We start from the raw sequence: 12,099 nt of genomic DNA, 5'->3' as shown, positions 1-12,099 counted from the left end.
GATCAGACCCGAACGCCACGTCGTCTCATCTATCGCGTGCATCCGCACGAGGTTGGCGCGCGCCTTGGTGCGACGGCTGTTCCGATGTCCGTGTTGCCAACGAAAAATCCAGCGGCAAACTTTATGACACAGTAAAACTAGACCCAGAAAGACTATGATGGTCGCGACAGCAATTGCCACCGCAGATACGGGCGCCCACCTACGTTTCAGGATCAATCCAGCGCCGGTGACGATATACGCAAAACCGGCGGCAAAATTGAAATACAATACGAAGGGCACAATTTGTGCCGTCGAATTTTCTGTTCCATGGAGCTCAAAAAGAGCACTTCCTCCGGAAACGAGCGTGGCTATTCCGAACAGGACCGCTATTCCAGCAAGTACTTTAATTACTAGATTTGATGTCCAGACAGACACCATGACCTCTCCTCCTTTTTCATTTCGGAAGGTGTGCACTACCGTTCCAATTTGAAGGCTTGTCTGCCGCCTTTCAGGCCGACATACCCGTTTCCGGATCGAACCAGTTTCACGCATCGTTCGGGAAGCAGTGCCCCGGGTTTAAGGCATAGTCCATCCGGGGTCGGCCGCCAGTTCGGGGACAGGTCCATGAGTCCGCCCGTCATTTTGCCCGTGCCGTTCTGGAAAAGCACAAGGGTTCCGACGCGCCCATCCGTCTGTCGTCATCTTCCATGGGCGTCCATCTGTAATCTTATGGGCTGGGGACGGCTCTTCCGCCTTGCTCGCGTTAATCAAAGCGACTGTTGCCATGACGAGTGCGAGCAATGATATCGGTAATAAGAAGCGCCTTTCTTGCATGCTTCCACGATGATTTCGTTCTGGCTTCTCCATTTATCTGCTCCTAAGGCTGAGAATGTGTAGGAACCCGTGCGCACTACCGCTCCGATGAGCGCAGACCGTTTCAGTTGCCTTGACCGCGTTGTAGTGTTCTTCCGGCTCGTATTTGGCCACCTGAAGACCGAGCTGCTTTACCGACAGGCGGCCCGTTGCTTGCAGGATTGCGTAGCTCGCAAGCACATTGTTGTGCTCGGCTGGATTTCCGATTTCCAGTTGCCGCAAGAGGTGGATGGCGGTGATCATATTCGGTCGTGCTGTCAGTCAAAGCCGCGTCCCTCGCCTGCTTCTTCATGCGTCACGCCGTCCCTGATGTGATAGATGCGCTTGAAGGTCGGGATGATCTTCTCGTCGTGAGTGACGACGATGATGGCCGTTCCAAATTTGACTGCCATGTCGTTGAGGATGCGGATCACGGTCAGAGCACGCACGCTGTCAAGCGGCGCAGTCGGCTCGTCGGCAAGAATGACCGGCGGCCGGTTTACCAGTCCGCGCGCAATCGCGACACGCTGTTGTTCTCCGCCGGATAGTTGCGATGGCATGGCGGCGGCGCGATGCTCGACGTCGAGAGCCTTCAGGAGTTCACGCGCGCGCTGGCGCGATTCATTATTGGGAACACCGGCCAGCATCGGCAGCAAAGCAACATTGTCGGTGACGTCCAGAAAGGGGATGAGGTAAGGCGCCTGAAAGACGAAGCCGATCTTGTCGCGCCGCAACGCGCGAAGATCGGCAATTTTCCAACCGTTGTCATAGATCACCTCGTCGCCGAGGGTCATGCGCCCGCCGCTCGGGTCGATGACCGCTCCCAAGGCTTTGAGCAACGTACTCTTGCCCGATCCCGACGGGCCGATCAGGCCGACTACCTCGCCGGGTGCAACCTGCATATTGACGTCTTTCAAGGCATCGACGGCGGTGTCGCCACTGCCATACCGCTTCCTGAGTTTTTCGATGAGGATTCCTCCGCTGCCCATCTCAGCCTCCGATCGCCTCGGCGGGATCGACCTTGAGCGCCATGCGGATGGCGACTACGCTAGCAAGCGCACATATGACGATGACGGCGATGAGCCCGATCATCGTGTCGACGGAAAGAAGAAGGACGAATTTCGGGAAAAGAGGTGCCGCGAAGGTCGCCGTGATCTTGCCGACGACGAAGCCGATCAGCCCGAGCACGACCGCCTGCTGCAGGATCATGGACGCGATGGTACGATTGCGCGTGCCGATCAGCTTCAGCACGGCGATCTCGCGTATCTTGTCCATCGTGAGCGTGTAGATGATGAAGGCGACGATGGCGGCGCTGACGATGGCCAGGATGGCGAGGAACATGCCGATCTGTTTGGCGGATGTCGCTATGAGTTTTCCAATCAGAATCTCTTCCATCTGGGGTCGCGTATAAACCGTCAGCCGCTTCCACCTTGCTATGTCAGTTGCAATGCGCTCAGGGTCATAGCCAGGTTTGACGCGGACCAGGACTGCGTTCACGTAAGGGTTGCTGTTTTGCGAGGCGATCACTGCATCCAGCAAGCCAGGCACCCAAGGCCGGTTAAACTCCGGATTTTCGCTGGTGCGCCGGCGCTGACGGACAATGGAGTCGTTGTCCTTGAGGAATTGCGCTTCCTGCGCGTCCTTCAGCGGGATGAAGACCATCGGATCGCCCCCCGACGATACCGTCCGCCGAGTGAGGCCCACAATTGTATAATGGTTTCGTCGGATAACGATCGTGTCCCCAAGGGAAAACGCCGTAGCGACATCGGCCACCGCCTCATAGTGGCTGCGCGTGATCTGCCGCCCCGCGACAAGAAACGGCGGCCGGCCGGGTGTCGCCATATCTCCCGGCGCGATGCCCACCACCATCGCCCGGACGTCCGAGTTTCCTTTTTGAACCTGCATCGTCAGATAGGTGACGTTGGCAACCCGCTCGACACCGGGGATCGCGAGGATCACGCGATAGATGTCATCATTGATGCTTGAGGATTCCGCGTATGGGCCGAGTGTGTTCTGCTGGACGACCCACATATCGGCGCCGCTGTTGTCGAGCAGCACCTTGCCGTCGTCGACCATCCCTCGATAGACGCCAGCCATGGTGAAGGTTACACCGATGAGCAGACCAAGCCCGACCCCCGTGAAGACGAACTTGCCCCATGAATGCAGAATGTCGCGTCCAGCGAGGCTGATCATTTGAGTAGCTCCGCAGGATTGTCGGCTACACGAATGCGGCTCGTACTGGCCAATCTGGATGCGCTGTAAACAACAATCCGATCGCCGACCGTCAGGCCTTTTGTGATCTGCACGACCCCTTCCAGGTCTGCAGCGCCGAGTTGGACGACCGTAAAGCGGATTTTCCCCTCTTCGATTTTCCAGACGCCCAATTTGCCGCCGACATTCTGGATCGCAGCGTTCGGGATTGCCGGCGACACGGCAAGCTCAGGCAGGGCGACCGATACTTCGGCCAACTCTCCGATCGGAGGCCGCGGCTCGGGAAGCGTGTCGAACTCCACCTTGGCCAGATTTTCTTCCGTCACTGCGTCAGCGAGGACTTCCACGCGCGCGATTCGTCCCGGTACGCCTTTGCCGGCGCGTGAACGCAATGCAATCGAGGCAGGCAGGTCCTGCCGGAGGCCTGTTGCCGCAATTTGATCGAACCGAGCATTGATCCAGAGATTCTTTGGGTCGATCATTTCTATGACTGCCTGACCGCCAACTATGGTCGTTCCCGGTTCGGCCTTGCGTGCTGCAATCACCCCGTCGACCGGCGCACACAGAACCAGATTTTCCCGCTGCTTGATCAGGCCGTCGCGGTCGGCGCGATTGCGTTGGAGATCCTGTTGCGACGCAAGGAAATTCGACCGAGCGGCCGAGAGAGCAGCCTCAGCCACTTGGCTGTCCTGTCGCTTGGTTTCCACCGCGACCTGGCTGGCGGCGCGGGTCTTCCAGAGCTTTTCATAGCGTTTCGCCTGAGCAAGCGCGAAATCCTTGCGTGCCAGCGCATCGTCCACCTGCGCTTGCGCGGTACTTATAGATGCTTCTGCCCGGCCAATCGCCGCATCGAGCGCTGCGATGCGAGCATTAAGGTCCACTGGGTCCATTTCCGCCAGAACCTGACCGGCTCGTACCTTATCGCCCACATCAACATGTATCGTGGCGACGCGGCCTGCGAAGGTGGGGCCGATCTTGTAAGAGAAACGAGCTTCAACCGTGCCGATGCCAAATAGTGCGGGCGAGATTGAGCGGGCCTCGACGACGGCGGTCGTGACAGCGACCGGCGCCAGCGGCCCGGAGCGCAGCACCACGTAGCCAAACAAGGCGGCAGTCACGGCTCCAACGCCTATGAGCATCAATGTGCGACGCTGCAATGAAGGCAGTTTCACTGGTTTGCCTCCATGCATGCACGATATGATTTGAAGGCATCCGGAGCCGCCTCGCGGATGCTGTCGACATCCCCGACGATCAGCGCTCTAAACACCAGATGTTGGATAGCCGCTATGAACAGACGGGCAGCGATCCTTTTGTCGATCGTGGTTCGTATTTCGCCGCACTGCTGCGCCTCTTCGATTATGCTGGAGAGCCGCTGTTCGTACCGTTGGATAACTGCCTCGATCATCAGTCTGAGTGCGGAACTGTTCGTCCTGCCGAGCGCACCCAGCAACATGCGTTGAATGTTCGGATGATCCGCGAGATAGGCAATATCAGCCACAAACATAGCTTCGAGGGATCGAAGCGGAGATGTGACGGCCGAGAAATGCGGATGAGTCATCTCGCCGCCTCGACAGCGCGTCGATACAGCGCGAACGCTCCTGGCGCGCTGGCGCGGATGCGCTTGACGTCACCGGCGATGAGGGATTGCATGACAAGGCCCTGGATCGTACCGATGAAGAGTGTGACGGCGGCCTTGTCATCCAGTGTGGCAGCCAACTCGCCACGCTCCTTGCCCTCCGCAACGAGCCGTCCGAGGCGCTCGCCATAACGCTGGATCAAGGTGTGCGCCATGCGCTTGGCTACAGTCTGCTCGGCGCGTTGCAGCTCTCCAAACAGCATCCGGGGCACGCCGGGATGCTCCGAGATGAACTCGATATGCGCAGTGAACGCAGCCTCCAGCGCGTCAAGCGGAGAGACCGCAGCGGAAGTCGCCTTGTCGATCCGTGCGAGCAAGCGCTCTGATACCCATTCCATGACGGCCTGAAGAATAGCGTCCTTGGAAGGGAAGTGCCTGAACAAGGCGCCTTGGGTCACACCCATTCGCTTGGCGATCGCGCCAGTCGTGATGTCTGTAGGATTTTGCTCCGCCGCCAAGTCGATGACGGTCTCAACCGTCACCTCACGTCGCTCCTCTGCGGAAAGGTAGGCCGATCGCGAGATCATGGGCACCTCCAAAAGATAGTGATCAATTACTATCTATCAGCGGTGCGATTTTTTTCAAGGGGGACTACGCGAATAGGGTCACCTATGGCGCTCCTGCCGTTGCGTGCAGCCTCGCTGCTGAATCATCCGCGTTACACAACCGGCCTCTGCGTCGCCGGCAGTATCGGCAGCGAAGATGTGCTGCTGCGGCCGAGCGCGGTCGAGGCTTATCATCGGCTCAAATTCCGCTTCGGGCGGCATGTCACGCTCATGGCGCTCTATGCAATGGAGGCAGCGCTACGCGGCTGCGAATGGCGTTCCCTCGAGCCGGTAGTAAGGGACGATCTGCGCAAAGCGGCCCGTCGGCCGTAGCCGTTCGGCCCCTCATCCACGATGCAGTTGGACCTCGTCCCAACCGCTAGAGCGTTTTGCAATTACGCTGACTCGGAGGGGATTGAACGAAGCCGCTGATCGCGGCGGGTGCGGCGATGTCTGGTGATTGGCCTCCTGTCTGAGAGGATTTGGGTGTTGCAGCCCACTCTCAAACAGGAGGTTTCCAGATGGCCGAGATGAGCCCTCTGCGCCGTCGCATGCTCGAGGACATGACCGTCCGCAATCTCTCGCCGGCGACCCAGCGATCCTACCTCAACGCCGTTTCGAAGTTCAGCCGCTATTTTGGCAGCTCCCCGGATCGTCTGGGGCTTGAGGATGGCGAAAAAGCCTTCGACAGCGTTGAGCCAGGAGCACATGTCGGCGTGAAGTGGAAGGTGAAGCGTTCGTGGCGCTGGAGCCATTGGCGCACCTTGGGGTGCTTGTGAGCGGCGTAATTGTCGAGGATCACATGCACGAGCTTGCCGGCGGGAACCTCCGCCTCGATGGCGTTGAGGAAGCGGATAAATTCCTGATGGCGGTGACGCTGCATGTTGCGGCCAATCACTTTGCCGTCGAGCACGTTGAGCGCGGCGAACAGCGTGGTCGTTCCGTTCCTTTTGTAGTCATGCGTCAGGGTTCCGGCGCGGCCCTTCTTCATCGGCAGACCGGGCTGGGTGCGATCAAGCGCTTGTATCTGGCTCTTCTCGTCGACGCTGAGCACGATGGCGTGCGCCGGCGGATCGACATAGAGCCCGACGACATCGCGCAATTTGGCGACGAAGTCCGGATCGTTGGAGAGCTTGAACAGGCGCAGGCGGTGTGGCTGAAGCCCGTGCGCGCGCCAGATGCGCTGAACCGAGCTGACGGAAACGCCGACGGCTTTCGCCATCATCGCGCCGATCCAATGCGTCGCTTCGCAAGGCGGCTCTTGCTGCGTCAAGGCGACGATCCGTTCGGCGACGTCCTGCCCGAGCGGTCGAACGCGAGACGGGCGGGTCTTGTCGCGAAGAAGGCCGTCAACGCCTTCCTCCATGAACCGCTCCTGCCAGCGCCAGACGCAGGTCTTCGACGTGCCAGTCTGGCGCATGATCTCGTTCGTGCCGACGCCGTCGGCGGAAAGCAGAACGATCCCGGCCCGCCAGACATGCTTTTGAGCCGCGTTCCGGTCCTTAATGATGGTCTGAAGCCGCTTCCGATCGACCGACGACAACGTGATGGAGATTCCCGTGCACATCGCGCAGACTCGCACGCGCAGAAACCGAGAGGAATCCCTCAAGGACTCAATCGTCAGATTTTATCCACTAGCTCGCGCAAACTGAAGCGATGGCCGGCGATACGCGACTCGCGAGACGGCTTGATCAAAGGCGCTGACTCGCTTGAAAGCGGACGAAGAGTTGTAACGTCTGCTGGTCGCTATCCTTCGAACCTTACCCTTGCGTCAGCCGTCGGCCCTCCAAGCGAACCAATTCGCGGGTTCGCACCCCAACGAATTCATCCCCGCTGCCCCGAGACGGGAACTGCATAAGGTTTACTGGGAAGGGCCAGTTTCAAAGGCCAGCAAAATGTCGACTGGATCCAAACGCGAAACGACAATTGGCCTCTCCATTGAATCTTTTGAATAGCGCAATGAAAAAGTTTCATTTTACCAGTCGTACAACACGTCATACGAGTTTCTGACGGCATCGTGACAAACTTTCGCGGATTCGGCGCGATTGCCGGAAATCGGAGGGTTACGCATGAGCATAACAACAGAAAGAGCCGGTAGCGCCGGCGTCGCCGCGGAGGAGAGTATCGTCGATCTCAAGGGCATGTGGATCGGCTTGGCTGTTCTGAACGGGTTCTATCTGGTCGTTCGTATTTACGAGCAGGTTTATGGCTGGCGCGCTGGCCTTGATTCGTTCGCTCCGGAGTTCCAGACATATTGGATGTCGATCCTTTGGACAGAGATTCCGCTTGAGCTGATCTCCGGCATTGGCCTTGCGGGTTTTCTTTGGAAGACGCGCACGCGCGACTTTTCGAAGGTGACCCCACGGGAAGAGCTGCGTCGGATCGTGGTGGACATTCAGTGGCTGGTGGTTTACGCGGCCGCCATTTACTGGGGTGCGTCGTTCTTCACCGAGCAGGACGGCACTTGGCACATGACGGTGATTCGCGACACGGACTTCACGCCGTCGCACATCATCGAGTTCTACATGAGCTACCCGATTTACTCGGTGATCGCGGTCGGAGCGTTCTTCTATGCGAGGACGCGTCTTCCGTATTTTGCGAAGGGCTACTCCCTTGCGTATCTGATCGTGGCGGTTGGCCCGTTCATGATCATCCCGAACGTCGGCCTGAATGAGTGGGGCCACACGTTCTGGTTCATGGAAGAGCTGTTCGTTGCACCGCTGCATTGGGGCTTCGTGTTCTTCGGCTGGATGGCGCTTGGCGTGTTCGGCGTCGTGCTTCAGCTGCTGATCAACATTCAGCGCCTGATCGGCAAGGAAGGCGTCGATCTCCTCGTCGGAGACTGAGCGCTTGAACAAACGGAGCGCGGGCTTTTTCCCAGGAGCCCGCAGCGCCGCAGAATAACTCCCTACAATCGTTGAGCTTCACTTGGCGCCTTCCGTCTTCATTGGCGGGAGGCGCAATTTTCAGCAGAAAGGCGCCAGTGCTGAACCAACGAGGTCCTTGTGACTCTTAATTCGGCGGTAGCTGGACCAATGTTCTTGTAACAAGCCCTGCACGCGTGTGCGCTAATCAGCAGAATCATCGAGGTTCTAATTCTCCAACATGCTAACCGCGTCGAGGATCTGCTGTCTCAGCCAACTATGGGCTGGGTCTTTATCTTTCAACGGGTGCCAAGCCATCGTCGCGGCACACTCGGAAAATTCGATTGGGGGCGGCATCATCTTCACCGGCGCAAGCCGCGCGAAATGTTCTCCGACGCGTCGTGGCGCCGTTAGAACGAGATCCGTACGAGCGATAATTGAGGGGGCGGACAGGAAGTTGGGAAGAATGACAGATATTTTTCGCTTCTTGCCATGCTGCTCAAGCCAGTCGTCGACGAGCCCGGTTCCATCCTCTCGATGAGAAATCAAGAGGTGGCGGCTTGATAGAAATTGATCTAGGGTTATGTCGGTTTGCGAAAAATCCGGATGGTCCCGCCTCACCATCGTCGTTAATCGTTCATGAAAAAGTGTTTCGCGCCGCAGATAGGAAGTTGAATCGCTTACGACATTCAAGGCGATGATGAGATCGATTTCTTCTTCCTCGATGCATGCCTCCGCCGAGGCGCCACCAAGCTGTTTGATGTGAAGCTCAACATTGCCCGCGTTTTTGTTGAGCGTCTCACAAAGGCGGTGCAGCAACGTGAATTCGAAATAGTCGCTCGTAGCGATTACAAACCGGCGCTCGCTCGAGTCAGGAGAGAATTCTTCCGGCGGCTGAACGATATTCTCAACGCTCTTCAGCACCGCGCAGATTGGATCGAACAAGGCCAGGGCCCGTTGCGTCGGGCGCATTCCTCTCGGCGTCTTGATGAGCACGGGGTCGTCGAGCTGCTGCCTCAGCCTTTGTAGAACATGGCTCATCGCTGATTGACTAATGAACATTTTCTCGGCGGAGCGGGACACGCTCCGTTCTTCCAGGAGATGTTTGAAGGCGATCAACAGATTGAGATCGAAGTTTCGCATTTCGCTCATTCGCGCGCACGGCCAAATCGCCAGTGAAGCACCCAGCCTTCTGTTTTGGCTCGTGAAGGGGCAAGTTTCCGCTTGGGGCCTTGGTGTGGTCCACCTTCGGAGGCCGAGAAGAAGCGGGCGACCGACCAGCAGCCAGCGGCGTCATTAAACCGGTTCGGCCAACGATTGGGAGTGCCGCGGAACGAATAAAACTAGGGTCCAATGACAGTAGGCGAGTTGATGCAGGGTCCAAGTGTCGAGAGCCATCTTGGCTGAGACCGGAAAGAAGTTGGGGGTCGATCAAGAGAAGATGAATATTATTCAAAGAATTCCTGCCGGAGGGGTTCTCGATGAAATGGACGTTGAAGCTCGAGCGCATTGACGAAGCTGGGAATTTGCACTCAACCACAGTCGCGTATGTCGAGCGGCCTGAACTGACGTCCGAGGCCGATCTCGGTCTCATCCATGACTGTCGGGAGCCATCTTGGCCTGACAATGCGCTTTCAGGAAAATCAATAATTTAGTCGAAGCCATCATGCGGCGAAGACGACTTTCCCGAAGATGACGAGGCTTCTCGGCGCCGGGAAGAAGGCTGTCGGCGCGAGGAAGCTATCCGGAGCCTGTTGAAGCGGCACAATGACAAGCGACTCTCGATCGGCGCCGTCGATGAAATCGCGTAGGAATTGGGTGTCAGCCGATCAACGATGTACCGTTTGATGACGGCCTATCGAGCCAAGGGCACGGTATCGTCGGTCGAACCGCGCGCGCTTGGGCGACGAAAAGATACGCTCGTGTTGGACGCCAAGCGAGAGAAGCTCATCGCTGCGACGATCCACAAAATTTATCTGAAGCCCGAGCGCGCGACCATGACATATCTGATCGAGCAAGTGCGGGCGCGGTGCGCGCAAAAAGGCTTGCCTCTTCCTGATCGGGCGTTCGCTCTCCGCTACACTGCGCCGCGGTTTCCTCCATCGCCCGCTTGAACCGCTTTAAATCCGCAATCTTGCGACGGATTTTCCCCAAGTGATCCAGCACGAGCTCACAAACCTGCATGCAGGCGTGACTGGTCGGCAGCACGACAAGTCGACGTGCGCCTAGCTCGACGGCCACCATGATCGGCGTGGCGCAGGTGATCGCGCCGTCGGGGGGCGAGGTAGCGACGCTTCATCTTCATAGGCTGGAAAGCGGCAGGGACGGCGGTCGGCGCCACAATTGCTTACGCCGCAGACTCCTTGGACAACACCACGGGCGCGCCAGACAAGAAATACGTTGCAACCACGCGGATGGGGCTTGGTGTCTTCCAAGTTGCAACAAGATAGGCGTCGACGAGCCATCGCACGCCATCAGCCGGCACAAAAAAATCGCACCGCAACAGAAACGAATGCATGGCGCCGCCATGTAACCGGAAAAACGTCCTCTCGACGCAGGCTCAGTCAGATTTCTGCGAGGCGCTCGACGCTTTCGGCGGGACCAGTAAGACACTTAAAAAAAGAGTCACGGAACGCTCGAAGCACCTCGCACTGATCAAGGCTGCAATCCCCCATGACTTCCCGCGACGGCGCCGAGAATTGTGATCAGGCTCCCGACAAGCAGGATGCGATGCATCCGTTCGATCAAAATAAAGGTTCCTTCAGGATCGGACTTAGCCCGTTGATGAACCAGCGGTGAAGGGCGAGCGGCTCGGCGACGAATGCCGCTTTCCATCGCCTATCTGGAGGCGGCGGCCGAACTGCCAACACGCTTCCCGCCTTCTATCTGGCACGCGCATGAAATGGCCTTCGGTTTTGGCGGCGCAGTCGTCGCGGGCTTTCTGCTGACGGCGATTCCAAACTGGACTGGTCGGATGCCCCTGCAAGGCGTCCCGCTCGCCGGCCTCGCCGCCCTCTGGCTCCTCGGCCGCATCGCCGTGCTGGCTTCGAATAGCGCGCCTGCGCTTGTCTCCGCGGCGCTCGACCTCGCTTTTCCGGCGGTCTTTATTTTCGTTGTCGCGCGCGAGATCGCCACTGGGCGGAACTGGCGCAACTTGCCCATGGTTGCGGCTCTCGCGCTTCTCTTCACCGGGAATCTGCTTACGCATCTCCAAGCGATGGACCTTGCCGCAACGGGCGCCATCGGGGCTCGCGTCGGCGTCGCCACCCTCGTTATGCTCATCGCCCTCATCGGCGGGCGCATCACGCCGAGCTTCACCCGCAACTGGCTGGTCAAGAATTCGCCAGCTGGAGTCGAGCCAGCGCCTTTCGGCGCGCTCGATCGTTTCGCGCTCGCGGCGACGCTCGTGGCGCTCGTCGCCTGGGTCGCGTTTCCCGACGCCGGACTTACCGCGGCTCCGCTCATTATCGCCGGCGCGGCGTTCTTTCTACGTCTTATCCGCTGGCGCGGCGTCAGCACGCGGGCGGAACCGATGCTTTTCGTGCTGCATCTGGGCTATGGCTGGGTTCCGTTGGGCTTCCTGCTCATGGGCGGCAACGAACTATTGGGGGTCACCGCTCCTGCAGCGCCTCTACATGCGCTCACCGTGGGCGCCATCGGAACAATGACGCTCGCGGTGATGACCCGCGCAACGCGCGGCCACACCGGGCGCCCGCTTGTCGCAGATCAGTGGACGGCCGCGATCTACGTCGCCATAACATTGGCGGCCATCCTGCGCATCGGCACGCCTTTCACGGGCGAGCACTACTTCACAGCCCTCGCGGTCGCCGGCGGGATGTGGAGCCTGGCGTACGGCCTCTTCGTGGTGCTTTATTTCGGGATGGTGACGACGAGGCGCTTGCATCAAACCGCCTAAAGGCCAGTTCCCGGAAAGGTCGACCAAGCTTGCCGACGTTTCTCACCCGAGGGCAAACATGCCAAGCGGGCTATGCTTGCGTGCGATGCTATAAAT

The 12,099-nt window shown here is 58.7% G+C and carries 10 protein-coding genes and 3 pseudogenes; 4 read left to right on the top strand and 9 right to left on the bottom strand.

Annotated features, from left to right (window positions below; all coding sequences use genetic code 11):
• The 7 genes and pseudogenes from ACR65W_RS08795 to ACR65W_RS08765 form a co-directional block, all read right to left on the bottom strand.
• A pseudogene (locus ACR65W_RS08795) lies at positions 1-417 on the bottom strand (hypothetical protein); the annotation flags it as partial.
• Between the two features lie 429 nt (positions 418-846).
• Entirely contained in the window at positions 847-1,095 is a 249-nt protein-coding gene (locus tag ACR65W_RS08790; RefSeq protein ID WP_175095826.1) for a hypothetical protein, read from the bottom strand.
• Positions 1,096-1,109: 14 nt separating this feature from the next.
• Complete coding sequence (locus ACR65W_RS08785) at positions 1,110-1,820, bottom strand: ABC transporter ATP-binding protein (RefSeq protein ID WP_175095827.1); 711 nt, start codon at positions 1,818-1,820, stop codon at positions 1,110-1,112.
• Between the two features lies 1 nt (position 1,821).
• On the bottom strand, positions 1,822-3,024 hold the full coding sequence (locus ACR65W_RS08780) for an ABC transporter permease (RefSeq protein ID WP_175095828.1): 1,203 nt from the start codon (positions 3,022-3,024) through the stop codon (positions 1,822-1,824).
• Positions 3,021-4,214, bottom strand: a complete 1,194-nt coding sequence (locus ACR65W_RS08775; RefSeq protein ID WP_332310792.1) for an efflux RND transporter periplasmic adaptor subunit — start codon at positions 4,212-4,214, stop codon at positions 3,021-3,023. The genes ACR65W_RS08780 and ACR65W_RS08775 overlap by 4 nt, the downstream gene beginning before the upstream one ends.
• Positions 4,211-4,600, bottom strand: a complete 390-nt coding sequence (locus ACR65W_RS08770) for a TetR family transcriptional regulator C-terminal domain-containing protein (protein WP_175095829.1) — start codon at positions 4,598-4,600, stop codon at positions 4,211-4,213. Before ACR65W_RS08770 ends, ACR65W_RS08775 begins: the two co-directional genes overlap by 4 nt.
• On the bottom strand, positions 4,597-5,205 hold the full coding sequence (locus tag ACR65W_RS08765; RefSeq protein ID WP_175095830.1) for a TetR/AcrR family transcriptional regulator: 609 nt from the start codon (positions 5,203-5,205) through the stop codon (positions 4,597-4,599). The genes ACR65W_RS08770 and ACR65W_RS08765 overlap by 4 nt, the downstream gene beginning before the upstream one ends.
• 84 nt (positions 5,206-5,289) lie before the next feature.
• Between ACR65W_RS08765 and ACR65W_RS08760 the strand changes: the two genes are divergently transcribed.
• Both ACR65W_RS08760 and ACR65W_RS08755 read left to right on the top strand, forming a co-directional pair.
• Entirely contained in the window at positions 5,290-5,556 is a 267-nt protein-coding gene (locus ACR65W_RS08760) for a TfoX/Sxy family DNA transformation protein (protein WP_175095831.1), read from the top strand.
• A 188-nt stretch (positions 5,557-5,744) separates the two neighbouring features.
• Positions 5,745-5,894 (top strand): annotated as a pseudogene (locus ACR65W_RS08755) (phage integrase N-terminal SAM-like domain-containing protein); the annotation flags it as partial.
• On the opposite strand, the pseudogene ACR65W_RS08750 reads toward ACR65W_RS08755, so the two are convergent.
• Positions 5,871-6,790, bottom strand: a pseudogene (locus ACR65W_RS08750) (IS630 family transposase); the annotation flags it as partial. The pseudogenes ACR65W_RS08755 and ACR65W_RS08750 sit on opposite strands and share 24 nt — an antisense overlap.
• A gap of 502 nt (positions 6,791-7,292) precedes the next feature.
• On the opposite strand from ACR65W_RS08750, the gene amoC reads away from it, so the two are divergent.
• Positions 7,293-8,069 carry a bacterial ammonia monooxygenase, subunit AmoC gene (gene amoC / locus ACR65W_RS08745; RefSeq protein ID WP_175095839.1) on the top strand — a complete coding sequence of 259 codons (777 nt, stop codon included), beginning with the start codon at positions 7,293-7,295 and terminating at the stop codon, positions 8,067-8,069.
• Between the two features lie 246 nt (positions 8,070-8,315).
• Here amoC and ACR65W_RS08740 read toward each other — a convergent pair whose 3' ends face one another.
• The gene (locus ACR65W_RS08740) at positions 8,316-9,230 is read right to left on the bottom strand and encodes a LysR family transcriptional regulator (RefSeq protein WP_232366207.1); all 915 of its coding nucleotides are present in this window, start codon (positions 9,228-9,230) and stop codon (positions 8,316-8,318) included.
• A 1,678-nt stretch (positions 9,231-10,908) separates the two neighbouring features.
• Between ACR65W_RS08740 and ACR65W_RS08735 the strand changes: the two genes are divergently transcribed.
• A complete protein-coding gene (locus ACR65W_RS08735) occupies positions 10,909-12,003 on the top strand; it encodes an NnrS family protein (protein WP_434500999.1) in 1,095 nt (364 codons plus the stop codon).
• Positions 12,004-12,099: the final 96 nt, after the last annotated feature.

The organism is Methylocystis sp., from assembly GCF_051062815.1.
GTDB lineage: Bacteria > Pseudomonadota > Alphaproteobacteria > Rhizobiales > Beijerinckiaceae > Methylocystis.
This window is presented reverse-complemented; position numbering and strand designations above follow the sequence as displayed.